25 protein-coding genes are annotated in these 23070 nt (G+C 69.5%); 11 read left to right on the top strand and 14 right to left on the bottom strand.

Going from position 1 to position 23070, the window contains the following annotated elements; genetic code table 11:
- Positions 1-93 precede the first annotated feature (93 nt).
- Positions 94-2130 carry an Atxe2 family lasso peptide isopeptidase gene (locus ACJ7VY_RS14005; protein WP_409475868.1) on the top strand — a complete coding sequence of 679 codons (2037 nt, stop codon included), beginning with the start codon at positions 94-96 and terminating at the stop codon, positions 2128-2130.
- On the opposite strand, the gene ACJ7VY_RS14000 is transcribed toward ACJ7VY_RS14005, so the two are convergent.
- The 4 genes from ACJ7VY_RS14000 to ACJ7VY_RS13985 all read right to left on the bottom strand — a co-directional run bounded on the left by ACJ7VY_RS14000 (position 2127) and on the right by ACJ7VY_RS13985 (position 5588).
- Complete coding sequence (locus tag ACJ7VY_RS14000) at positions 2127-3854, bottom strand: asparagine synthase-related protein (RefSeq protein WP_409475867.1); 1728 nt, start codon at positions 3852-3854, stop codon at positions 2127-2129. The two genes, ACJ7VY_RS14005 and ACJ7VY_RS14000, sit on opposite strands and share 4 nt — an antisense overlap.
- On the bottom strand, positions 3854-4519 hold the full coding sequence (locus ACJ7VY_RS13995; RefSeq protein ID WP_409475866.1) for a lasso peptide biosynthesis B2 protein: 666 nt from the start codon (positions 4517-4519) through the stop codon (positions 3854-3856). Before ACJ7VY_RS13995 ends, ACJ7VY_RS14000 begins: the two co-directional genes overlap by 1 nt.
- Before the next feature lie 46 nt (positions 4520-4565).
- Positions 4566-4709 (bottom strand): benenodin family lasso peptide, encoded by a 144-nt coding sequence (locus tag ACJ7VY_RS13990; protein WP_104939662.1) that lies wholly within the window; start codon positions 4707-4709, stop codon positions 4566-4568.
- A gap of 243 nt (positions 4710-4952) precedes the next feature.
- Positions 4953-5588: a GntR family transcriptional regulator gene (locus ACJ7VY_RS13985; protein WP_409475865.1), complete on the bottom strand. Its 636-nt coding sequence runs from the start codon at positions 5586-5588 to the stop codon at positions 4953-4955.
- Positions 5589-5736: 148 nt separating this feature from the next.
- Between ACJ7VY_RS13985 and ACJ7VY_RS13980 the strand changes: the two genes are divergently transcribed.
- The 3 genes from ACJ7VY_RS13980 to ACJ7VY_RS13970 all read left to right on the top strand — a co-directional run bounded on the left by ACJ7VY_RS13980 (position 5737) and on the right by ACJ7VY_RS13970 (position 8912).
- The gene (locus tag ACJ7VY_RS13980) at positions 5737-6828 is read left to right on the top strand and encodes a DNA glycosylase AlkZ-like family protein (RefSeq protein WP_409475864.1); all 1092 of its coding nucleotides are present in this window, start codon (positions 5737-5739) and stop codon (positions 6826-6828) included.
- Between the two features lie 290 nt (positions 6829-7118).
- Positions 7119-7616 (top strand): hypothetical protein, encoded by a 498-nt coding sequence (locus ACJ7VY_RS13975; RefSeq protein ID WP_312345675.1) that lies wholly within the window; start codon positions 7119-7121, stop codon positions 7614-7616.
- A 99-nt stretch (positions 7617-7715) separates the two neighbouring features.
- Complete coding sequence (locus ACJ7VY_RS13970) at positions 7716-8912, top strand: serine hydrolase domain-containing protein (protein ID WP_409475863.1); 1197 nt, start codon at positions 7716-7718, stop codon at positions 8910-8912.
- Positions 8913-8937: 25 nt separating this feature from the next.
- Here ACJ7VY_RS13970 and ACJ7VY_RS13965 read toward each other — a convergent pair whose 3' ends face one another.
- On the bottom strand, positions 8938-9255 hold the full coding sequence (locus ACJ7VY_RS13965) for a hypothetical protein (protein ID WP_240212320.1): 318 nt from the start codon (positions 9253-9255) through the stop codon (positions 8938-8940).
- A gap of 76 nt (positions 9256-9331) precedes the next feature.
- Positions 9332-9763 carry a helix-turn-helix domain-containing protein gene (locus tag ACJ7VY_RS13960; RefSeq protein ID WP_409475862.1) on the bottom strand — a complete coding sequence of 144 codons (432 nt, stop codon included), beginning with the start codon at positions 9761-9763 and terminating at the stop codon, positions 9332-9334.
- A gap of 68 nt (positions 9764-9831) precedes the next feature.
- On the opposite strand from ACJ7VY_RS13960, the gene ACJ7VY_RS13955 reads away from it, so the two are divergent.
- The 3 genes from ACJ7VY_RS13955 to ACJ7VY_RS13945 all read left to right on the top strand — a co-directional run bounded on the left by ACJ7VY_RS13955 (position 9832) and on the right by ACJ7VY_RS13945 (position 11550).
- A complete protein-coding gene (locus ACJ7VY_RS13955) occupies positions 9832-10326 on the top strand; it encodes a DUF2938 family protein (protein WP_409475861.1) in 495 nt (164 codons plus the stop codon).
- 67 nt (positions 10327-10393) lie between these two features.
- Complete coding sequence (gene map, locus ACJ7VY_RS13950) at positions 10394-11140, top strand: type I methionyl aminopeptidase (protein WP_409475860.1); 747 nt, start codon at positions 10394-10396, stop codon at positions 11138-11140.
- Positions 11141-11214: 74 nt separating this feature from the next.
- The gene (locus ACJ7VY_RS13945) at positions 11215-11550 is read left to right on the top strand and encodes a hypothetical protein (RefSeq protein ID WP_313248616.1); all 336 of its coding nucleotides are present in this window, start codon (positions 11215-11217) and stop codon (positions 11548-11550) included.
- An 874-nt stretch (positions 11551-12424) separates the two neighbouring features.
- On the opposite strand, the gene ACJ7VY_RS13940 is transcribed toward ACJ7VY_RS13945, so the two are convergent.
- From ACJ7VY_RS13940 to ACJ7VY_RS13925, 4 genes are all read right to left on the bottom strand, one after another.
- Positions 12425-13066: an ABC-type transport auxiliary lipoprotein family protein gene (locus tag ACJ7VY_RS13940; RefSeq protein WP_233996226.1), complete on the bottom strand. Its 642-nt coding sequence runs from the start codon at positions 13064-13066 to the stop codon at positions 12425-12427.
- Positions 13063-13989, bottom strand: a complete 927-nt coding sequence (locus tag ACJ7VY_RS13935) for an MlaD family protein (protein WP_104939653.1) — start codon at positions 13987-13989, stop codon at positions 13063-13065. Before ACJ7VY_RS13935 ends, ACJ7VY_RS13940 begins: the two co-directional genes overlap by 4 nt.
- 117 nt (positions 13990-14106) lie before the next feature.
- Positions 14107-14928: an ABC transporter ATP-binding protein gene (locus ACJ7VY_RS13930; RefSeq protein ID WP_161615468.1), complete on the bottom strand. Its 822-nt coding sequence runs from the start codon at positions 14926-14928 to the stop codon at positions 14107-14109.
- A 12-nt stretch (positions 14929-14940) separates the two neighbouring features.
- On the bottom strand, positions 14941-16053 hold the full coding sequence (locus ACJ7VY_RS13925) for an ABC transporter permease (protein ID WP_293762159.1): 1113 nt from the start codon (positions 16051-16053) through the stop codon (positions 14941-14943).
- A gap of 90 nt (positions 16054-16143) precedes the next feature.
- On the opposite strand from ACJ7VY_RS13925, the gene ACJ7VY_RS13920 reads away from it, so the two are divergent.
- Positions 16144-17412 (top strand): threonine/serine exporter ThrE family protein, encoded by a 1269-nt coding sequence (locus tag ACJ7VY_RS13920; RefSeq protein WP_104940275.1) that lies wholly within the window; start codon positions 16144-16146, stop codon positions 17410-17412.
- A 180-nt stretch (positions 17413-17592) separates the two neighbouring features.
- Here the strand turns inward: ACJ7VY_RS13920 and ACJ7VY_RS13915 are convergent, their stop codons facing one another.
- From ACJ7VY_RS13915 to ACJ7VY_RS13905, 3 genes are all read right to left on the bottom strand, one after another.
- Entirely contained in the window at positions 17593-17964 is a 372-nt protein-coding gene (locus ACJ7VY_RS13915; protein ID WP_104939651.1) for an H-NS family nucleoid-associated regulatory protein, read from the bottom strand.
- A gap of 222 nt (positions 17965-18186) precedes the next feature.
- Positions 18187-19881: a proline--tRNA ligase gene (locus ACJ7VY_RS13910; RefSeq protein WP_409475859.1), complete on the bottom strand. Its 1695-nt coding sequence runs from the start codon at positions 19879-19881 to the stop codon at positions 18187-18189.
- 72 nt (positions 19882-19953) lie between these two features.
- On the bottom strand, positions 19954-20337 hold the full coding sequence (locus ACJ7VY_RS13905; protein WP_104939649.1) for a DUF4124 domain-containing protein: 384 nt from the start codon (positions 20335-20337) through the stop codon (positions 19954-19956).
- Between the two features lie 80 nt (positions 20338-20417).
- On the opposite strand from ACJ7VY_RS13905, the gene pssA reads away from it, so the two are divergent.
- Genes pssA through rimI form a run of 3 tightly spaced genes read left to right on the top strand, consistent with a single transcriptional unit; the run spans position 20418 to position 22152 of the window.
- Positions 20418-21197, top strand: coding sequence for a CDP-diacylglycerol--serine O-phosphatidyltransferase (gene pssA, locus ACJ7VY_RS13900; protein WP_240212314.1), 780 nt, complete (start codon positions 20418-20420; stop codon positions 21195-21197).
- On the top strand, positions 21194-21652 hold the full coding sequence (locus ACJ7VY_RS13895; RefSeq protein ID WP_409475858.1) for a hypothetical protein: 459 nt from the start codon (positions 21194-21196) through the stop codon (positions 21650-21652). Before pssA ends, ACJ7VY_RS13895 begins: the two co-directional genes overlap by 4 nt.
- Before the next feature lie 5 nt (positions 21653-21657).
- The gene (gene rimI / locus ACJ7VY_RS13890; protein ID WP_409476819.1) at positions 21658-22152 is read left to right on the top strand and encodes a ribosomal protein S18-alanine N-acetyltransferase; all 495 of its coding nucleotides are present in this window, start codon (positions 21658-21660) and stop codon (positions 22150-22152) included.
- A gap of 9 nt (positions 22153-22161) precedes the next feature.
- Here rimI and ACJ7VY_RS13885 read toward each other — a convergent pair whose 3' ends face one another.
- A complete protein-coding gene (locus ACJ7VY_RS13885; protein ID WP_409475857.1) occupies positions 22162-22986 on the bottom strand; it encodes an EamA family transporter in 825 nt (274 codons plus the stop codon).
- Positions 22987-23070 lie beyond the last annotated feature (84 nt).

The following is a 23070-nucleotide window of genomic DNA, read 5'->3' as shown; positions in this document are numbered from 1 at the left end:
ACCCGCGCCTCCTGCATCTTCCGCACTCACACCTGGCCGGCGGCACTGTGGCTGGTGCTGGTGGTGGCGTGCACCTCACCGGGAGCGGGTGCCGTGACAATCTCGCCACGCCGGCTTCTTGAGCTGAGTGACCTGGGCAATCCTGCACTCTCGCCCGACGGCCGCCAGGTAGCTTTCCGTGTGGAGCGTGCATCCGTCGAGCGTAACGCCTATGACAGCATCTGGTATGTGCAACGCCTGGATGGACGTTCGCCGCCGCTACGGATCGGCGAGGGCGGGGAGCCGATCCGCGAACTCGTCACCGGACTGGTCGTGCCGTCGCCCGCGGTATGGTCCCAGGATGGGCGCTGGCTCTACTACCGTGCCCGAATCGATGGCCGCGTATCGGTTTGGCGCGCCGCCAGCGACGGTGCAAGTGCCGTTGAGATGGTGCACGACCCGGCTGACGTCCAGGACTTCGCGCTGGGCGCGGACGGAGCCCGGCTGTTCTACAGCGTCGGCGCTACGCGCGATGCGGTCTTCGCCGCCGAGCAGCGCGAGTATGAGCAGGGCGTGCGCATCGACGAAACGGTCGTGTTGGCTGCCGGCCTGCACCGTTCGGCCAGGGTCAATGGCCGCGCCGCAACCCAGCGGTTTCTCGGCGACTGGTTCTCGACCGGTCCGTTGCTCGCGGATATGCCGGCGAGATGGAAAGTCGTTGACCTGGATACCGGAGTGGTGCGGGATGCAGCTGTGCACGAGCTGCCGAGCGCGACGAAGAAGGCCGCCAGCTTCTCTGCGGCCCTGCCAATACCGACGATGCGGGCGGCGCATCCACACGATAACCGTGTCGCGGTCGTGTTCCCGGCAGGTGAGCCCGAGTCCGGCATGTTGCAGCCTAGGGACGGAATGCTGGCCGTACTGCCGCACATGCGGTCAACCCAGTGGCGACGTTGTACCGACCGCCTGTGCAACGGGCGGACGATAAGCGATGTGCGCTGGCGACCTGGGCACGACGAAGTGCTGTTCACGACCACCGACCATGAGCGTGGGCGCGCGCAGACCATCTATCGCTGGAACGTTGCCACGGGAGCGGTCCAGCCCGTCGTGGTGTCGGCCGGCCTGGTCAGCGGAAGCCAACGCCACTGGGACGTGCCTTGCGCGGTATCGGCGATGACGCTGGTATGCGTTGCCGCGGAGGCGGACCGTCCGCCACGCCTGGAGGCGATCGATATCGACACTGGACAGCGGCGGATCCTGTTCGAGCCCAACAAGGGGTTGGAAAAGGACATCGCCGCCGTGGCACCTGCCCGGATGATCCGCTGGACAGACGTACGCGGGCGCGAGTTCACTGGGCAATTTTTCGAGGCGAAGAATGCTGGCAGGCCATCCCCGCTGTTCGTGACGTTCTATACCTGCCAAGGCTTCCTGCGTGGTGGACTGGGTGACGAATGGCCGCTGGCATCGCTTGCCGAGCAAGGCATATCGGCACTGTGCATCAATGCTCTGCCTGGTTTCCGTCTGGACTACGTCGAGCGCCACGATCAGGGGCGGACAGCCGTGGAAAGCGTGGTTGCGGCCCTTGCTGCCGAAGGGAAGGTCGATCCGCATCGGGTCGGCATGGGCGGACTCAGCTTCGGCAGCGAGGTGACGTTGTGGACCCTCATGCACTCTGACGTAGTCGCAGCCGCGTCCGTATCCAGCATTTCACCGACTCCGAGCTACTACCTGCTCAACAGCCTGCGTGCGCCATTCCGCAGCAATCTGCAGCTGATGTGGCAACTTGGCGCGCCCGACGAGACTCCGGAGCGCTGGAAGACGATATCACCTGCTTTCCAGCTGGACAGAGTGCGTGTCCCGGTGCTGTTCCAGTTGCCGGAACAGGAGTTCAGGATGCTGCTGGATTACGCGTTGCCTCTGCTGCGCAGGCAACAGGGCGATCTGTACGTGTTCCCGGAAGAAGCCCACATCAAGTTCCAACCACGGCACAAGCTGGCTGCCTACCATCGCAACATCGACTGGTTCCGCTTCTGGCTGCAGGCATACGAGGATCCCGATCCCGGGAAGACGGTGCAGTACCGTCTATGGCGCCAAATGCGCGCGCATGGATCAGGAGCGGAGTATCGCGGGCGGACCGGCGAAACAGACTAGACCTGCTGCCTGGCCCAGTTTTCCGCGGCACACAGGTCGAAGACGCGCAGGAACGAAAGGTCACGGGGGGCCAGTTCATGGTCCAGGAAGTCCATCAGCGCAGCGTGGTCCAGCAACCCATGGGCAGCCAGCTGTCCTTCTCCCAGAAACCGGCGCATACCCTGCCTGTTGCGGGCATAGGCGGCGGCCATGTAGCCGGTATACGAGCCCTTGCTGCGCCGATCGCGAACAGCCAGCGGCAGCCGTTCTGAGAAGGCGTCGCGCGCCACCGCGCGATTTCGGCCTCGATTTATCCACATCCATGAAGGAACGCGCAGGCATGCTTCCATGACCGGCTGTGACAGCAGCGGAAAGTGCATGGAACGCCCTCCGCGGCGGGGGGCGGTATCACGGAACAACTGTGTACCGATCAGATCCTGGATCTTCTCCCGGTCCCCCGGCAACGCATCGACCGGCATGTCCAGCCACCCATGGTACTCGGGTGCTTCGGGCACATGTTCCATGGCAAGGAAGCGGCGGTCCTGCTTCCACACGTCGCGCCCTGGACGAGCCAGCTTGCGCAGCGTCAGCCGCAGTGCTTTCCAGAACGTGCACTGGTGAAGGGTGGAGAGGTCTTCAATGGCGGCGATGCCGGCCAACAGCCCGTTCTCGCGGAAGGCGTCGGCGGCCGGTGCTGCTGTCTTCAGGTAGCAGAAGACGGTATCTCCGCCTCCGCCGGACACATAGCTGTCCGCCGCGTGGGCTGCGCCAGCCACCTCCCAGGCTTCGTTCACCGCATTCTGCAGGATACCCATCGCCGGCAGGAACGCCGACGGCGCCAATGGAAAGTCAAAGCGGACATTCTGGAATCCAACCTGCTGGGTGACGAGCTCGGTTGCAAGGGCATCCGTCACCAGGCGTGCATAGGGGCGCTCATCGGTCCCGGCCACCGGCATCACCAGCGTACAGAAGATGGCGGTCGCGGCTTGCTCCCGAAGGCAGACCGCGACGATGGACGAATCAAGACCGCCTGATAGTTCCACCACCAACTTCCGGTCCGCGGCAGTCAGTGCGCAGACCACCATGCTGACCGCTGAGCGTATATCCGCCGCGGCCGCGTCGCGATCCTCATGGCGCCTATCGGAAGACACGAAACGCCAAGGTGTCCAGGCCATCCGCGTGGAGGAGCCGGTGCCGTCACAGTGGAGCACAAACCCCGGCAGGAGCTCTCGTAGCTGGTCCAACGTGGTACGCCCCGTCCTCAGGTAGGGATAGGCCAGTCCATGTGCCATCGCGGCCCAGTCCACTGTCTTGTGGTACAGGCCCAGGTGCGCGGCCAGGGCGATGTCGGAGGTCACGAATCCCCCCTTGCCGGTCACCTGGTAGACACACGGTACCGCGCCGGACGGATCGCGCAGAAGCCGCAGTATCGGGTCCTCAGCAGACCCAGCCAGCTGTACCAGCAGGTACTCGCCCCAGCTGTCGTGCAGTACCTGGTGCTCGCGCTCCTCCGCGTTTGAATCCAGACCGAAGGGGAGGGTGATTGCCTTGCCATTGCGGTCGAAAAGCCGGCCTATCAGGACGCCGTGGCCAGGCCACCTCAGCACGGGTGTGGCGGTGGAGACGTACAGGCAGGCATGCGGGATACGTAGTTCACAGCGGAATCCCCGGGCAAGCAGGGACGCTTCCGTCGATGCGGCGTCGCGTGCGCTCTCGCCGAACAGGAGAAGATAGTGTGGTTCCATCAGATTATCCTGACCGGGGTATGCGCACCCGCGTCTGACAAGGTCTCGTTGAGGATGGTGCCCCCCGCCTGGAGCCAGCAGTGCGCCGCGAACGGAAGCAGGGTCACGCCGAAGACGATGCGCGCCGGCAGACGACGGCGTGCGAGGAAGCGGAACAGTGCCAGTGAATCCAGCAGGCAGCATGGGGCGATGGGCACGTAACGACGCGCCCTGATGAACTGCAATGTGGCTTCCTCCAGTGCCCGGTGCGACGTCATGCAGGAACCAGATGGGCGCGGAGCTCCGCCGGTTAGGGTATTGTCGATAACGGACCTGAATGGGGCGCGTCGCAGGCGACGCCTGGTCCCCCACACGGTTGCCGCGACTTCCGCCAGTACCGACGGCCCAGTTCTGGGCATTGCCATGGCCGGCGACTCGATGGCGCTGGCCGTAGGGGCGGGCAGGTCGGGCATGGTGGCGCATTCGGGCGCGTAGGCGATCACGATTCCGCTGCGTTCCAGCGCCTCGCGCTGATGCCGGGCAAGCGTTCCCGACGCCAGATAGGCACGCATTGCCGACTCCAGCGGAGGCGACAGTCTGAAGTAGCGGTCGAGAGCAAGATCAAGGAAGACCAGGTGTTCGTCGATCTCGCAGCAGGACAAGTCCTGGTTGATGAGCCAGCGCATGCGTTCTCCCGGCAGGACGCGCACCGGAGTGCGCGTCCTGGGTGGCTTACTCTTCGGAAATGCCCGGAATCATCGGCAGACCCGGGCCCGTCGGCTCGCCGGGACCGGCGCCTCCCTGCGTCTCCACACTGGCGACGCCGAGCACGATCACATCGTCCGCGTGCATGCGGTGGTTGTCGTTGCTGTTCATCTTTGCCTCTCCTGCGGTTGCGTCATGGCGGTTTCCATGACGACAGCCAGCCTAGGAGCCGGGAAATTTGATTATCAAATGATTATTGCGTTGCTAAACGATGATTGTCCGAAGACGTGCAGCCGGTCATGCAATGCGCCGCTTCCCTGTGCGGTGCATGGGGTGCCGCTGCGCCGGCCGGCACTGCCCGCACCATGCACCGGCGTGATGGCATGCGCGCGGGCGATGGTGCGTGGGCGCCGGTTACGGCTGCTGGTCGCGACGGTCGACCAGCAGCGCCACGATCCGCGGCACCAGTTGCCTGCGGCGTGCGTGATACGCGCGCAGCCCGGCCCGCAGCGCCGCCATGTCGCGCGCCTGCCAGTGGCTGCCGAGCCGCGCCAGTTCCTCGTCGGGCTGGTCGATGAGGCCGCGTTTGGCGCGACGCACCGGCGCGAGCCGGTCGTTGGCCTGTTTCACCGCATGGTGCAGCGGGCGGAATCCGGGCGCGCGGGCGATGGCGTCGAACAGCTGCCAGGTGCCCTTCACCGGGTCGCCGCGGGGACCGCCAGGCAGGTACGGCAGTGCTTCGCCGGCGCCCACCGCGGGCGGTGCCTCGACCTCGCAGGCCATCAGCAGCAGGCGTTCCATCCAGTCGTAGAGGTCGCGCAGGGCGACTTCGGTGAGCAGCGGCACATGCAGTCCGTCGCGGGCGTGATCGTCGATCAGCCCCTCACCGACCAGGCGGTACAGCGCGAACCGCACCGGCGTGGGACTGATGCTGAATTCCTCGGCCAGCGTGCCCGGATCGATCCGCTGCCCGGGCAGGTAACGCCCCGACTGCAAGGCCCGCCGGAGCTGGCGGTAGAGCAGTGCGCTCTTGGAGCGGTTCGCACGCATGGGCGGACTCCCTGTCTGCGTATGGCGTCCTTCTCGCGGTCGATGGTACAGGAAGTGCCCGCGCACGCCGCCACTGGCGTGCCGCTGCGTGGCGTGAGCGGCATGTCGCGATGCGCGCCAGGGCGCCGGCGGCTGGCATGATGCGCGCATGCCGCCCACCCTCGACCAGCTCCGCCGCTATGCCGTGGCCCGCTCGCTGTTCGCGCCGACCACGCTGATGCGGGCGATCACGAAACTCGGCTTTGTCCAGGCCGATCCCATCCGTGCGCCGGCGCGCGCGCAGGACCTGACCCTGCGCCACCGGGTCAGGGACTACCGCGCCGGCGAGCTGGAACGGCGCTACCCGCGCCTGCCGCTGGAAGAGGATTACTTCGTCAACTACGGCTTCCTGCCGCGCGCGCACCAGGCATTGATGCATCCGCGGCAGGCGCGCGTGGCATGGACCCCGGCACGCTGGAAGCAGGCGCACGCGGTGCGCGCGTTCGTCGCCGCGCACGGTGCGGTGCATCCGCGCCAGGTCGATGCCCATTTCGCCCACGGCAAGACCACCAATGGGTTCGGCGGCGCGTCCAACGCCAGCACGCAGCTGCTTGACGGCATGCACTACCGCGGCCTGCTGCGGGTGGCGCGGCGCGACGGCGGTACCCGAGTGTACGCCGTGCGCGAGGACGCCCCGCCGGTGGCGGCGCAAGAGATCCAGGCGCGGCTGGATACGTTGCTCGACATGATCGTGAGTACCTACGCGCCGCTGCCGGCCGCCAGCCTGCGGCAGCTGGTCGGCTACCTCGGCAACGGCGTGCCGCAGTGGCGCGATGCGTGCGGGCCGGCGCTGCTGCGCGCCCGCCAGCGCCTGCAGTGCGCGCGCGTGGACGGCATGGATTGGCTGTGGCCTGACGGTGAGCGCGCCGAAAGCCGGCGCTGGCAGCTGGATGAGGACGCGCGCCTGCTGACGCCGTTCGACCCGGTGGTATGGGACCGCCGCCGCTTCGAACAACTGTGGGGCTGGAGCTACCGGTTCGAGGCTTACACCCCGGCGCCGAAGCGCAAGCTCGGCTACTACGCGATGCCGTTGCTGTGGCGCGGGCAGGTGATCGGCTGGGGCAACCTGGCGGTCGTGGCGGGCGCGCTGCAGGCGCGGCTGCACTATGTCGCCGGCCACGCGCCGAAGGACACCGCGTTCGACACCGCGCTGGAGGTGGAGCTGGCGCGGATGCGGTTATTCCTTGGCCTGGAGGGCTGAACCGCCGTTGTTTCCACGGCGCTCACGTTTGTGTCCGCGCGCATCACGCCTTGGCACGCCACGCTGACCGGCCGCGGCGCACGCTCGATCCGCGGCAGGTGCCGCGATGCGCGAGGAACCCCCATGGCCCATACCCGTGACAGCACCGGCCAGGTGCAAGCGCCGTCGCGCCCCGCTGGCGGCGGCCCGCGCACGATCCCCCCCGCACGGCACGCGGCGCGGGTGGTGGCAAGCGTTCCGGTCACTGCCATGCGCGCGCTTGCCGGTCGTCGCGCAGGCAGGGTGCGGCCATGAACAAGCGCCATGTATTCAGTGCGCCCGGGCTGGCGCTGGCCGAGCAGGCGATGGCGGCCGCGCGCAGCGCCGGCGTGGACAACGACGCCATCCTGCTGGTCGCGCGCGCCGACATCGAGAAACGCGCGATTCCGGATATGCGCAAGATGGCCGATACCGACCTGATGGCGGCGGTGGGCCGTGGCGCCGGTTACGGCGCCGCCACCGGGCTGTTGGCCGGACTGGTGGCCGTTGCCGTGCCGCCGCTGGGCATCACCCTGGCCGGTGCCGCGGCGGTGGGCGTGGCCGGTGCGATGGTCGGCAGCCTGGCATCGGCACTGCTGGGGGCGAGCGTGCCCGATCCGGTGCGCCAGGCCTTCGACGACGAGATCCAGGCCGGCCACATCCTGCTGGTGATCGACGCCGAACCGGAGGTGCTCGACGTGGCCGGCGCGGCCATCGTGCGCCTTGGCCTGCGCCCGCTGCCCTACGAATCCACCTCGGCGCTCAGCTGACGCCCCGCGCCGGTACGCCCGTGCATGTGCCCATGCGCACTCGACGCCAGCGCGGTTGTTGCCTATGGTCGGCGCTTCGCCAATCGAGGGGAGCGGGCAATGCGCGTTGGGCTTGTGCTGGGAATGTGGCTGTTGGCCGGTTGCCTGCAGGCGGCCGAGCCGGTGGCGACGGTACGGGTGGCGTTCGACCGCGACGGCGTGACCGCCACGCAGGTGCAGGGCATGGCCGACATCGCCGCCGGGCGCGCGGTCAGCGCCGACGATCCGGTGCGCATCGCCTCGATCTCCAAGCTGGTCACCGCGCTGGGGGTGATGCGCATGGTCGAGGCCGGGCAGCTGGAGCTGGACGCGGATGTGTCGCGCTGGCTCGGCTGGCCGCTGCGCCACCCGCAGTTCCCGGACACGCCCATTACCCTGCGCCTGCTGCTGTCGCACCGCGCCGGGCTCACCGATGCCGCCGGTTACTACGCCGTGCCGCTGGGCGCGCCGCTGCGCACCGTGCTCGACGACCCGCGCGCGTGGGACACGGCGCACGCGCCGGGAACGTACTTCCGCTACGCCAACATCGATTTCCCGCTCATCGCCGCGGTGATGGAGAAGGCCAGCGGCGAACGCTTCGACCGGCTGATGCAGCGCCTGGTGCTGCAGCCGCTCGGCATCGCCGCCTGCTACAACTGGGCCAGCTGCGACAACGCCAGCGTGGCGCGCGCGGTGGTGCTGTACGACGAAGCGCACCGGCCGGTGCGTGACGACAACCGCGGCCGTCGCCCCGATTGCCCGGTGGTGGCCGCGGCCGATGGCAGCTGCGACCTGGGCCGCTGGCGCGCCGGCGACAACGGTGCGTTGTTCGCACCGCAGGGCGGGCTGCGCATTTCCGGCAACGGCCTGGCGAAGATCGGGCGGCTGTTGCTGGGTGGGGGCGAAGTGGACGGCGTGCGCCTGCTGCGCGCCGACTCCGTGCGCGAACTGGCACGCCCGCAGTGGACCTACGCCCCCGGCGACGGCATGACCACCGAAGAGGACGATAGCGGCCAGGGCGGTGACGGCTTCTTCTGCCGCTATGGCCTGGCGATGCAGACCCTGGCCACGCCGGTGAAGGGCTGCCGCGACGATCCGTTCGGCGATGGCGTGGCGCGCATCGGCCACTCCGGCTCGGCGTACGGGCTGCTGTCGGGGCTGTGGGTGGACCCGGCCAGCGGCACCGGCGTGGCGGTCTTCGCCACCGGCCTGCCGGAAGCGCGCAAGGGCGAGCACTCGGCGTTCTCCGCGGTCGAGGAGCGCCTGCTCAAGCCGTGAGGCGCGGGGGCGCCGCGCCGCACGCTCAGGCGGGGCGGGCGCCCGCCAGGTGCGCGGCCAGCTGGCTGATGCCGCCCACCGCCAGCTCCACCCAGATCGCGAGCAGCGCGCACAGCAGGGCGATGCCCAGCGTCCACCGCTGCCCCCTGCCGCCGAGCCGGGGCGCGATACAGGCGTAGCCCAGCCCCGTGGCGAACAGCAGGGCGCCCATCACCACGAAGTCCAGCGGGCCCCAATGCCAGCCTTCGCCGGCGGGCGCGTGGCGGTCGCGGAGGGTCAGGGCCAGGGGGACGAGCAGCAGCAGGCCGGTGCCGACGGCCGGGCGGATCACGCGGTGCTTCATGGCGGTACTCCACGAGGGAAGGAGGAGCCCGCAGCATCGGCCCGTTTCGCGGCGCCTGGATGGGGGCGCGGCGAAGTCACGGTGAAGTCCGCCCGCGGTCATCGCCCCGCCGGCGCTGTCGGCGCAGTGCGGCGCGCATCAGGCGCTGGAAGGTGGGGCATTGCAGGTGGTCGGCGTGACGGCAGCCTGCGGCATGGCGCAGGCCATCGCGCAGGGCCTGCAGCCGGGTGATGCGCCGTTCCAGCGGGTCGGCCTTGCGCAGCAACTGTGGGCGATCGATGCCGGGCATGGCGCCGTCGCCGAGCATGCTGCCGATCTCCTCCAGCGGGAACCCGGCCGCGCGCCCCAGTGCGATCAGCGACAGGCGCTGCAGCACCGAGGTCGCATAGACGCGCCGCAGCCCGTTGCGATCGATCGGCTGGACCAGGCCGCGGGTTTCGTCATAGCGCAGGATGGACGCGGCGATCCCGCTCTGCCGTACCACCTGCCCGATGTCGATCTCCTGCACGCTTGACCTCAAGTCGGCTTCAACGTCGAGACGGATGGAAACAGGTTTGCGCACAGGCGGGAAGGGCGATGGACGGTGGGGGAATCCTCCTGCGGGTCGTGATCGTGGGCGTCGTCGCCATCGCGGCGACCGATCTGTGGGCGGTGCTGCTGCGCCGGCTCGGGCGTCCCACCCTGGACTACGCGCTGCTCGGCCGCTGGATCGGGCACTGGCGCGCCGGGCGCTGGCGCCATGCCGCCATCGGCGACGCCGCGCCGGTCAGGCATGAGCGCATGCTGGGCAGGTGCGCGCATTACGCCATCGGCGTCGGCATGGCCGGGATGCTGATGGCGATGCTGGGCAGTACCTGGCTGCGCCAACCGACGTTGGGCGCGGCGCTGGGGTTCGGCGTGGGCAGCGTGCTGCTGCCCTTCCGGGTGATGCAGCCGGCGTTCGGCGCCGGCATCGCCGCCGCGCGCACGCCGCGGCCGTGGCAGGCGCGGCTGCAGAGCCTGGCCACGCATGCCGTGTTCGGTGCCGGATTGTTCGCCGGGGCCGCGATATCCGACAAATTTATTATTTAAATCAATGATTTGAATAAAATAGACATAACGCTGCTAGCCTGTTCCCGCCAATCATCTGGGGAACCCCATGACCATCGGATCGCAGTCGGACATCGACGGCCTGCAACGTATCGGCCGGCTGGTCGCGCGGGTGCGCGAGGAAATGCTCGCCGCCGCCTGCCCCGGCATGACCACCGGTGAGCTCGACCTGATCGGCGAGCGCCTGCTCGCCGCGCACGGCGCGCAGCCGGCGCCGCGCCTGGTGTATGGGTTCCCCGGCGCAACCTGCATCAGCGTCAACGAAGAGGCCGCCCACGGCGTGCCGGGCGCGCGCGTGCTGGCCGCGGGCGACGTGGTCAACGTGGATGTCTCCGCCGAACTGGGCGGCTACTTTGCCGACACCGGCGGTACCCGCGTGCTGCCTACGGCCGCGGCGCGCGATCTGCGCCTGTGCCACGCCGCACGCAGCGCACTGGCCAACGCGCTGAAGGTCGCGCGTGCCGGCCAGCCGCTCAACCGGATTGGTGCGGCGATCGAGTGCACCGCGCGCCAGGCCGGCTTCCGCGTGATCGAGAACCTGGGCAGCCATGGCGTCGGCCGCGCGCTGCACGAGGAACCGGACCACATTCCCGGCTACCACGACCCGCACGACACGCGGCGGCTGCACGAAGGCATGGTCATCACCATCGAGCCGTTCCTGTCCACGCGCAGCCGCGTGGTCGAGGAAGGCGACGACGGCTGGACCCTGAGCGGCGCGCCCGGCAACCGCTCCGCGCAGTACGAGCACACGCTGATCGTCACCCGTGGCGAGCCGATCGTGGTGACGCTGCACTGAGCACGCGCGGCATCGACACCCCCTGCACGCACCGGCGGCCAGGGTGGTGGCATGTCCCCGCACCCCCGACCGGCATGAGCGCGTCGCCGCTACGTACCCCCGATGGTCGTTACCTGGTGGTGCGCGGCCGCCTGTGGCGCGCCACCAATCCGCATCTGCCGGAGGAACAGCGGCAGGCGGCGGTGCGTGAGCTGATGGCCGCGCGTCGCGAGGTCGGCCGCGCGCGCCGCGCCGGCGACCCACAGGCGCTGGCGCGTGCCGGCCAGGCGGTGGACGCGGCCAAGCGCGTGCTGGGCGAACGTGGCCCGGTGTGGTGGAGCGATGGCGCCCCGGACTACAACCGCCACCTGGCGAAGAACACGCCCTATGCGGCGTGGCATGCGCGGGTAACCGCCACCGCGGACGATTGAGCAGCCGCGCCGCGCCGCGGGCACGGCACCGGAGAAGACCACACCCCGTAGGTACCGGGCTTGCCCGGCACGGTGCCATGCAAAAAACACGCGGGGCGGGATGGTCTCGCCCGACATGGCGCGATGCGGGAGGGCGTGCAAAAAGCATGCGGGGCAAGCCCCGCATCTACGGGTATGTCATGCAGGCGCCGGGCTTGTGCGGCGCGGCCGGGCCGGTATCGGAACACGGATGGACGAACGCGTGATCAGCCCGGATGCCCGCCACACACCGTAGGTGCCGGGCTTGCCCGGCACGGCGCCCTGCAAAAAAAACGCGGGCCGGGATGGTCTCGCCCGGCACGGCGCCGTGCGGGAATGTGTGCAAAAGAAGCATGCGGGGCAAGCCCCGCATCTACGGGTATGTCAATGCGGGTGCCGGGCTTGTGCGGTGTGGCTCGGCCGGTATCGGAACACGGATGGACGACGCGTGATCAGCCCGGATGCCTGCCACACACCGTAGGTGCCGGGCTTGCCCGGCACGGCGCCCTCGCCCGGCACGGCGCCATGCAAAAAACACGCGGGGCGGGGTGGGCTTGCCCGGCGCGGCACGGTTCGGAAGGGCGTGCAAAAAAAGCATGCGGGGCAAGCCCCGCATCTACGGGTATGTCAATGCGGGTGCCGGGCTTGTGCGGTGTGGCTCGGCCGGTATCGGAACACGGATGGACGACGCGTGATCAGCGCGGATGCCCGCCACACCGTAGGTGCCGGGCTTGCCCGGCACGGCGCCCTCGCCCGGCACGGCGCCATGCAAAAAACACGCGGGGCGGGATGGTCTCGCCCGACACGGCGCCATGCGGGAAGACGTGCAGAAAAGCATGCGGGGCAAGCCCCGCATTTACGGGGCGGGGTGGGCCTGCCAGTCGGCCTGGCCGGCGGCCAGGGTCCAGCCGATCAGCTCGGTGGTGGTCCGTGCCAGCGCGGTCTCGAACGCGGTGGCCACGCTGGGCACCGCGGTGTCGGCGGCGGGCTCGGCGACCAGGAAGGTGCGCGAGGCCACCACGCGCTGGTCCAGGCTGTGGATCAGCTTGGCATTGAGCTCGATGGTCGCCGCCGGGCGTGCGTTGCCGGCGTAGTCCGCCTCGAAGCGGCGCAGGTCGATGGCCAGCTTGTAGTCCGAGCGGATGCCGGTGGCGATGCGCGCCACCGCGCCGATCCGGCCGGAGTCCTCGAAGCCGCGCAGCAGCGCGTCCTCGAGCATGTCGGTGGCTGGTTGCGACCAGGTGGCGCCGCGGTAGACCTCCAGTTCGCCGGGGGTCGGGCGCACGTTGATGCGCGGGCTGTCCACCAGCCGCGCGGCGGCGGGCTTGGCCACGGCCAGTTGCCAGTCCACCCGTGGCCACGAGGCGTCCACCGCGACCCGCGCCTGCGGCGCGTAGATGGTGATCGGGTGGCGGTCGCCGCTGGCCAGCACCGCGCAGCCGGCCAGGGCCAGGACGCAGAAGGGGGCGAGTAGTCGCATCGACGGGAAGCGCTTCATTTGGGTTCGAACTCCTTCGGTGCATCGCGGCCGAGCAGGTAGCGCGCCGGGTTGTTCTCGAGGCGGTCGCTGACCCGGCGCAGGTCACGGATCAGCCCGCGCAGTTCGGTCAGGGTCGGGCCCAGCTGGGCCAGGCCATCGTTGGCGAAGCTGTTGATGGCCGCGCGGTTCTCGCCGAGGATCGCGTTGGCGTTGCCCGCGGCCGAATCGAGCTTGGCCAGGCTGGCGTCGAGCTTGTCCAGCGTGGCCGGCAACTGCCGCACCACGTTCTGGTCCAGGTGCTGGAGGGTACCGTTGGCGGTGGCCAGGGTGGTGTTGAGGTTGCGCGCCGCGTCGCGCGCTTCCACCAGCAGCGCCTGGGTGCCCTGGTCACGGTCAGCCAGGCCGCCGCTGACCGTTTCCAGGTGCGCCAGGGTGTTGGAGATGCGCTCCACGTTCTCGTCGCTGAGCAGCTGGTCCATGCGCTCGACCACGCGGTTGGCCACGTCGGTGATGTTCTGCAGCGCCGAGGGCGACGTCTGGATCGTCGGCACCTGCTCGCGGTTGACCGTGGTCAGCGCCGGCGCCTGCGGGCTGCCGCCGCTGAGCTGGATGATGGCCGGGCCGGTGATGCTGGTGATGGCCAGCTTGGCGCGGGTGTCGGTCTTGACCGGGGTGGTCGAGTTCAGCCGCAGCTTGGCGATCACCTTGCGCGGGTCATCCGGCGCCAGCGACAGGTCGGTGATCGAACCGACCGAAATGCCGTTGTACTGCACCGGGCTGCCGACCGACAGGCCGGTCACCGCTTCGTCGAACACGACGCGGTACTCCTGCCAGGTGCGGTCGGACGAATACTTGGCCGCCCACAACCCGAAGCCGAGCAGGGCCAGCGAGACGATGAGGGTGAAGGCGCCGATCAGGACGTAATGGGCTTTGGTTTCCATGGGGTCACGGCCGGGAAGGGGGAGCGGGGAGCAGCGGACGCCGGTGCGCGGCGGCGTCCGGCCGGTGCGGGGATGAAGACTGCCGCAGGGCGGTGAAGGCGAAGCGATGGTGGCGGTTCATTCGCGCCCCCCGGCTTCGCGTTCCCCGCTGCCACGCGCGGCGCGTGCGCGCGGGCCGTGGAAGTATTCGCGGATCCACGGGTGGTCGAGGCGTTCGATCTCCGGCAGTGGCGCGTTGGCGACCACCTTGTGGTCGGCCAGCACCGCCACCCGGTCGCAGATGGCGTAGAGCGTGTCCAGGTCGTGGGTGATCAGGAACACGGTCAGGCCCAGCGCTTCCTGCAGGGTCTTGATCAGGCGGTCGAAAGCGGCCGCGCCGATCGGGTCCAGCCCGGCGGTGGGTTCGTCCAGGAACAGCAGCGGCGGGTCCAGCGCCAGCGCGCGCGCCAGCCCGGCGCGCTTGCGCATGCCACCGGACAGCTGCGAGGGCAGCTTGTCGAGCGCATCGGCCGGCAGCCCGGCGAGTTTCACCTTCAGCAGCGCCAGTTCGTAATGCCAGCGCTCGGGCAGCTCCGGGTGGTGCTCCTTGAGCGGCACCTGCACGTTCTCGCCGACGGTGAGCGAGGAAAACAGCGCGCCGTCCTGGAACAGCACCCCGGTGTTGCGCTCCACATGCAGGCGCGCGGCCGGTTGGTCCGAGCGTGCGTCCACGCCCAGCACCTCGATCTGCCCGGCATCGGGGGTACGCAGGCCGAGGATGGAGCGCATCAGCACCGATTTGCCGGTGCCCGAGCCGCCGACCACGCCGAGGATCTCGCCGCGGCGCACGTCCAGGTCCAGCCCGTCGTGCACGGTCTGGTCGCCGAAGCGGTTGACCAGACCGCGCACGCGGATGGCCAGTTCGTCGCCGCCGTGCCTGTCCCTGGAGGGAATCGCCATCGTGCCGCCCCCTCACCAGTCCATGTGCATGAACCACAACGCGGCCAGCGCGTCGAGGATGATGACCAGCGAGATCGTCTGCACCACGCTGGAGGTGGTGCGCTCGCCCACCGACTGCGCCGTGCCCTGCACCTTGAGCCCTTCCAGGCAGCCGATCAGGGCAATGATCAGCGCGAACACCGGGGCCTTGGACAGCCCCACCAGCAGGTGCCGCAGCTGCATGGTCTCGTGCATCCGGGCGATGTACATCTGTGGCGGGATGCCCAGGTCGAACGCGCCCACGGTGACGCCACCGGCCAGGCCGGCGACCATGGCGATGAAGGTCAGCAGCGGCAGCGTCACCACCAGCGCCAGCACCCGTGGCAGCACCAGCAGGTCGATCGGGTCCAGGCCCAGGGTCTGGATCGCGTCGATCTCCTCGCGCGCCTTCATCGCCCCGATCTGCGCGGTGAACGCGCTGGCGGTGCGCCCGGCCAGTACGATCGCGGTGAGCAGCACGCCGAACTCGCGCAGGAACGCGATGTTGACCAGTTCCACCACGTAGATCTCGGCGCCGAAGTCGCGCAGGATGGTCGAGCCGAGGAAGGCGACCACCGCACCCACCAGGTAGGACAGCAGCGCGATCAGCGGTACCGCGTCCAGCCCCACCTCTTCCATCTGGTGCACGGTGGCGGTCAGGCGCAGGCGCCGCGGCTGCCGCAGCAGGCGCGCCAGCTTGGCCAGGTTCTCGCCGAAGAAGCCCACCAGCACCACGATGTTGCCGGCGATGGCATGCACCGAGCGGCCGAGCCGTTCCAGCGCGGCGGCCACGCCGTAGTCGCGCTGCGGTGGCGGACGCTCGTCGGCGACCTCGTCGATGGTGCACACCAGCGCGCGGTGCTCGTCGCGGAACAGCAGCGCATCGTCGCTCAGCCCGGCGCTGCGCGAGTAACGCAGCAGCTGCAGCACCCCGGCCGAATCGAGCTGGTCGATGCCGCGCGCGTCCAGCCCGCGTACCGGTGCCCGGATGTCGCCCAGCAACTGGGCCGATTGCAGGGCGGTGGACAGGGTCCAGCTGCCCGACAGCCGGAGTTGGCCGTCGACGTCCGGGTCCATCGCGCAGTGGGGCGGTTCGGCGTTCTTCATGGGGGCGTCCGCCGCCGAGCATACCCTGTCACCCCGTCGCGGGCCCATGAAGCGATCAAGCCGGCGCACTTCCGGGTGATACTAATGCGCATGTCCGCCGAATCCATCGCCTCCGTTTCCATCGTCCCCGGACGCGCAACCTATGCGCAGCGCGTGGCCTTCGTCACGGAGATCGCCGGCCGCCTGCATACCTACGGCACCACCGCGCAGCGGCTGGAAGCGGCGGTGGTGGCGCTGGCGCAACGGCTGGACCTGGATTGCGAGCCGTGGTCCAACCCCACCGGGCTGATCCTCAGTTTCAGCGACCCGACCCAGGCGATCGGCTCCAGCGACATCACCCGCGTGGTGCGGCTGGACCCGGGCAGCAACGACCTGCACAAGCTGACCCTGGCCGACCAGATCGCCGACGCGGTGGCGAGCGGGCAGATGAGCATCGCCCAGGGCCATACCGCGCTGCGCCGGCTCGACAAGCCGCCGACCTGGCGCGACAACGCGCAGATGCTGCTGTCTTTCTGCCTCGGCTCGGCCGGCGTGGCCGGCATGTGGCGGCTGCCGTGGCTGGACGTGGTCACCGCCGGTTTCACCGGCCTGCTGATCGGGCTGATGCTGTTCTACACCGACCGCCGCGTGGCCACCCGCGAGGCCAGCGACGCGCTGGCGGCGATGCTGGCCGGTTTCGTCGCGGTGCTGGTGGCGACCTTCATCGGTCCGTTGAACCAGAATTCGGTGATCATCGCCTCGCTGGTGGTGCTGCTGCCGGGCATGGCGCTGACCAATGCGGTCAATGAGCTGGCCAGCCAGCACTGGGTATCGGGCACCGCGCGTTTCGCCGGTGCGCTGACCACGATCATGAAACTGACCGTGGGCGCGATGATCGCGGTGACCATCAGCGACCTGATCGGGCTCGATCCGCTGGTGCGCGGCTCGCGCCCGCAACCGGAATGGGTGGAATGGGCCTCGGTGATGCTGGCCGCGTTCGCCTTCGCGATGCTGTTCCGCGCCTCGCGCCGGGATTATCCCTGGGTGATGGCCGCGTCGCTGGCCGGGTATGCCATTTCCCGTTATGGCGGGCAGCAGTGGGGCGGGCCGGCGGGGATATTCCTGGCGGCGATGATGCTGACCGCCGCCGGCAATCTGTTCGGTCGCGTGGTGCAGCGCCCGGGGGCGATCATCCGCCTGCCCGGCATCATCATGCTGGTACCCGGCAGCATCAGCCTGCGCGGGGTATTGAGCCTGATCCAGCAGCAGAACGTGAATGCCGGTGAATCGGCGCTGCTGACGGTGCTGAACGTGGTGATGGCGCTGGTGGCGGGGCTGCTGTTCGGCAACCTGCTGGTGCCGGCGCGGAAGAATCTTTGAGCGAGGAGTGAGTGAAGAGGAGTGAGAAGTGAGAAAAGGCAGGAGCAAAAGCCGTCATCTCCGCGAAGGCGGAGATCGCTCTTGCTTCTTCTCACTTCTCACTCCTCTTCACTCACTCCTTGCCAATTAAAGAACGCCGGCATATGCCGGCGTTCTTTAATTGCCATCTTCCCGCCCCGATCACTTCTGGATCAGGAATTCCTCGACCTTGCGGCCGCCGGCGGTGTATTCGGCGAGCCAGCGCGGCTGCTTGCCGCGGCCGGTCCAGGTATTGGCGGCATTGGCCGGATCGCGGTACTTCGGTGCGACCTTCACACCCTTGCTGGCGCTCTTGGCCGGGGCCTTGGCGGCGCGCGGGGCGCGGCTGGCCTTGGGCGCGCCGGTGCCGAACAGCTCCTCGATGGTGTAACCGGCCTTCTGCGCGGTCTTGACCAGCTGCGCGCGGACCTTGGTGATGGGCTGGCGCTTGGCGACCACGCTCTTGCGCTTCTGCGCGTCGCGGATCAGGGATGCCAGTTCTCGGGCCGACAGGCCGCTCAGGTCAATACTCATCGAATTGCTACTCCGGATAATGGGGTGGGTATAGCCGATCCGTGGCAGCACGTAAAGCATAGCGGCTGTTTCACGGTAACGGCAACGATAATGTGGGTCATGTATTGATTACATGAGAAAAGGCCGGGTTTTGACCCCGGCCTTTTCCATGGCGCACTTCCCCGTGCGTCACCCTTCGCGCGGCTTTGCCGTGAAAAACGGCTGCCGGGCTGTTGTTTCATGTCAGCCGGCGATTTTCCGCAGCAGCCCGGCCTTGTCCAGGTTCTCGGCCTCGCTGGCCGCGCGCGCGCGGTATTCGTAGGTGCCCGCGGCCAGCCCGCGCTCGGAAACCACGATGCGGTGCGGGATGCCGATCAGCTCCATGTCGGCGAACATCGCGCCGGGGCGCAGCCCGCGGTCGTCCAGCGCGGCGTCGATGCCGGCGGCCTGCAGTTCGGCCAGCAGCGCTTCGGCGGCGGCGGTCACCGCGGCGTCCTGTTTCGGGTTGATCATGCACACCACCGCCTGCCACGGCGCCATCGCCACCGGCCAGATAATGCCGGCGTCGTCGTGGTTCTGTTCGATGGCGGCGGCGACGATGCGCGACACGCCGATGCCATAACAGCCCATCGCCATTACCGTGGCCTTGCCGTTCTCGTCCAGCACCGTGGCCTTGAGTGCTTCGGCATATTTGCGGCCGAGCTGGAACACGTGGCCGACCTCGATGCCGCGCGCGAGTTTCAGTTCGCCGCCGTCGCGGGCGCGGTCGCCGGCGACCACGTTGCGGATATCGGCCACGTCCGGCTCGGGCAGGTCGCGGCCCCAGTTCACCCCGGCGATGTGGAAACCGGGTTCGTTGGCGCCGACCACGAAATCGGCCAGCGCCGCCACCTCGCGGTCGGCGACGATGCGGATCGCCTTGCGCGGGTTGAGCGGGCCGAGGAAGCCGGGTTCGCTGCCGAGGTACTCGGCGATCTCCGCCTCGCTGGCCATGCGGTGGTCGGCCAGCCCCGCCACCTTGCCCAGCTTGATCTCGTTGACCTCGTGGTCGCCACGCACCAGCGCCAGCACGAAGGTGCCGTCGGCGCTCATCACCGCGACCGACTTGACCGTGCGCGCCAGGGCGATGCCCAGCAGCGCGGCGACGTCCCCGCAGGTTTTCTGGGTCGGGGTCTCGACGTTGCGCAGCGCCTCGGTCGCGGCCGCGCGCGGCGCCGGGTCGGCGGCGACGGCGGCCTCGACGTTGGCGGCGTAGTCCGAGCCGGTGGAGAACGCCAGCGCGTCCTCGCCGGAATCGGCGATCACGTGGAATTCCTGCGAGGCGTCGCCGCCGATCGCGCCGGAATCGGCCTGCACCGCGCGGAACTCCAGCCCCAGGCGGGTGAAGATGCGGGTGTAGGTGGCCTTCATGTTTTCGTACTCGGCCACCAGGCTGGCGTCATCCAGGTGGAAGGAATACGCGTCCTTCATCAGGAACTCGCGCGCGCGCATCACCCCGAAGCGCGGGCGGATCTCGTCGCGGAACTTGGTCTGCACCTGGTAGAAATTGACCGGCAGCTGCTTGTAGCTGGACAGCTCCTGGCGCGCGAAGTCGGTGATCGCTTCCTCGGCGGTGGGGCTGTAGCAGTACTCCTGCTCCTTGCGGTCCTTGATCTTCAGCAACTGGCCGCCGAACTTTTCCCAGCGCCCGGTTTCCTCCCACAGCTCCCTGGGCTGGATGGTCGGCAGCTGCAGTTCCACCGCGCCGGCGCGGTTCATTTCCTCGCGGACGATGCCTTCCACCTTGCGCAGCACGCGCAGGCCCAGCGGCGACCAGGTGTACAGGCCCGAGGCCAGCTTGCGGATCATGCCCGCGCGCAGCATCAGCTTGTGGCTGACCAGCTCGGCGTCGGCGGGTGTTTCCTTGGTGGTGTGCAGGTGGAAACGGGAAAGGCGCATGGGGTGGCTTCACGGAACGGCGGACCGCCTATTCTGCCAGAAGCCCAGGCGCCGCAAGGCCCGGGGCGTCGCCTACTTCTTGCAGTAGGCGGCCGCGGCGGCCTCGGCCAGCTGCTTCTGCGCGCTGCGCTGGGCGTCGTCCAGCTGGGTGTCCGGCTTGCCGTCGCCGTTGGTGTCCTGCATCAGCGGGCCGCTGCCCTTGAGCAGTTCCAGGTTGTGCCGCGCCGCGGTGCACTCCGGCGCCTCGTCGGCCTTGGCCGGCTCGGCCGCGGCCACCGGCTCGCCGGAGGTGGTGATGCGGCGGGTCTCGTACTTCTGTCCGGCCGGCGGGCGCTCGGAGTACTGGGTCACGCCATTGGCGTCTTTCCACTTGTACAGGTTGCCGGTGCCGGCAACGGCACCACCGGCGGCGCCGGCCAGGGCCAGCAGGCAGCAGAAACGGGGCAGGGCGCGCATGGCGACTCCGGTCGCTTGACGGGACAGAACCCGATTGCAGCACCCGGTGACGCGGCTGGCAAGTCGATTAAACTGGCCGCATGGACCAAACCAGACCGCCGCCGCGCTCGCGCAGCATCTACCTGCTGCCGAACCTGTTCACCACCGCCGGGCTGTTCGCCGGCTTCTACGCGATCATCGCCGCCTCCAACGGCGACTTCGTCAACGCCGCCGTGGCGGTGTTCGTGGCCGGGGTCATGGACGGGCTGGACGGCCGGGTGGCGCGGCTGACCGGCACCAGCAGCGAGTTCGGGGTCCAGTACGACTCGCTGGCCGACCTGGTCAGTTTCGGCATGGCGCCGGCGCTGGTGATGTACCACTGGTCGCTGTCCTCGCTGAAGTTCGACGGCGAGGTGCTTGGCCGCATCGGCTGGCTGGCGGCGTTCCTGTACGCGGCCTGCGCGGCGCTGCGCCTGGCGCGTTTCAACACCCAGGTGGGCACGGTGGACAAGCGCTGGTTCGTGGGCCTGGCCAGCCCGGCGGCGGCGGGATTGATGATGTCCTTCGTCTGGGCGTTCGCCGACGGCAGCCTGGGCTGGAGCGGCGAGGAGCTGCGCTACGTGGCGCTGGCGGTGTCCATCGTCGCCGCGCTGCTGATGGTCAGCCGCATCCGCTTCTGGAGCTTCAAGGGCGGCAGCGAGAAGGGCCCGCGCTCCGAGCGCGTGCCGTTCATGGTGCTGGCGCTGGTGCCGATCGTGATCGCCATCATGGTGGTGGACCTGCCGCGCACGCTGTTCGTGGTCGGCGTGCTGTATGCGCTGTCTGGGCCGCTGATGTGGCTGTGGCAGCGCTGGCGGCAACCGGCCAGCAGGGTGCAGTGAACGCGGCCGCGTCCACGCCGTTGTGGTCGCCGCAGCAGCAGGCGTGGCTGCAGGCGATGGGCTATTCGGTCTACCTGGAAGGCGGCGCGCTGGACGCGCCGCTGCCGCAGCCGGCGGCGCGCGGCGCACCGCCGCCGGTGCCGGATGCCGGCCCCGTCGCCGCGCCGGCACCCGCGCGCGCGGCCCCGCCGCCGCGGCGCGAGGCCCCGCCGCGCATGGCGCCCGATGCCCCCGCCGCCCCGCCCCTGGCGCGGCCCGCGCCGCGCCGCGCCGGGGTGCGCCTGCCCGACCGCCTGCAGATCGCGCTGCTGCGCGCGTCCGGCTGCAATCCGAACGACCCGCAGACCCGCGCGCTGATGGACAGCTGGCCGCTGGACGAGCTGCGCGCCAACCCCGCGGCCAAGCGCGCGCTGTGGCCGCACCTGCGCGAACTGCGGCGGAAGCAGCGGCAATGAACGCGGTGGCGGCGACGCCCGCGCCCGCGCCGGTCCTGCGCCCGATGCACGAGGGCGACCTGGACGCGGTGATGGAGATCGAACTGCGCGCCTATCCGTTCCCGTGGACCCGGGGCATCTTCCAGGACTGCCTGCGCGCCGGTTACCCGGGGCGGGTGCTGGTCGGCGACACCGGCCTGCTCGGCTATGGGCTGCTCAGCATCGCCGCCGACGAGGCGCACGTGCTCAACGTCTGCGTCGATCCGCTGCGGCAGTCGCGCGGGTTCGGGCGGCGGCTGCTGCGCGAGCTGGTGCAGGTGGCACGCGAGCACCGCGCGGCGCGGGTGTTCCTGGAGGTGCGGCCGTCCAATGCCGCGGCCATCGCGCTGTACCACAGCGAGGGCTTCAACGAGATCGGCCGGCGGCCGCGCTATTACCCGGCGGTGATCGGCCGCGAGGACGCGCTGGTGATGGCGATGGAACTGGTGGACGCGGACATCGCCAGCATGCCGCCGCTGTAGGCGGCCCGTTCACCCCAGCCGCAGCAGGACCACGCCGGCCACGATGAGCGCCGCGGCGGACAGGCGCCTGCGGTCGATATGCTCCTTCAGCACCCGGGCCGAGATCAGCAGCGCGAACAGGATCGAGGTTTCGCGCAGCGCGGCGACGACCGCCACCGGTGCCTGGGTCATCGCCCACAGCGCGATGCCGTAGGACGCGGTGGTGCCGGCGCCGCCCACCAGCCCGCGCCGCCAGTGGTCGCGCAGGTGCCGGCACAGCTGCACGCGGCGGGTGGCCAGCGCCCACAGCGGCAGCGGCAGCCCGGACAGCAGGAACAACCACAGCGCATAGCTGGCGGCATTGCCGGACAGGCGCGCGCCACGCGCGTCGACCAGGGTGTAGGTGGCGATCAGCACGGCGACGTACAACGGCAGCCGCAGCTGCCGGCGGGCCGCGCCGCCGGCCATGCCGACGACGCCGGCGCTGACCACGGCGATGCCGAGCCAGGCGCCGGCGGTCAGCTGTTCGCCGAATGCCAGGCCGGCGGCCAGCGCCACCAGCGGCGGTGCGCAGCCGCGCATCAGCGGGTAGGACAGGCTCATGTCGGCGGCCTGGTAGGCGCGCGCGACCAGCACGTAGTAGCCGGCCTGCAGCAGTGTGGATGCGGCCAGCCACGGCCAGCTTGCCGGCGCCGGAAGCGGCAGCCACGGCAGCGCCAGCGCGGACAGCAGCGCGGCCCAGCCGGTGACCAGGATCGTGTTCAGCAGGGGGTCGCCACCGCGCTTGACGAGGGCATTCCAGCCGGCGTGCAGCAGGGCGGCGAACAGCACCGCGCAGAAGATCGCCAGCGACATCGCATGCCCGGGGTGCGGTGGAGCGCGCAGCATAGCCGCAAACACAAACGCCGCCCGCAGGCGGCGCTTGCGTCACCGCGGGGG

The sequence above is a fragment of the Stenotrophomonas sp. Y-13 genome (assembly GCF_046267925.1).
Lineage (GTDB): Bacteria > Pseudomonadota > Gammaproteobacteria > Xanthomonadales > Xanthomonadaceae > Stenotrophomonas > Stenotrophomonas acidaminiphila_A.
The sequence above is the reverse complement of the archived record's forward strand: the minus strand, read 5'-3'. Positions and strand labels throughout refer to the sequence as shown.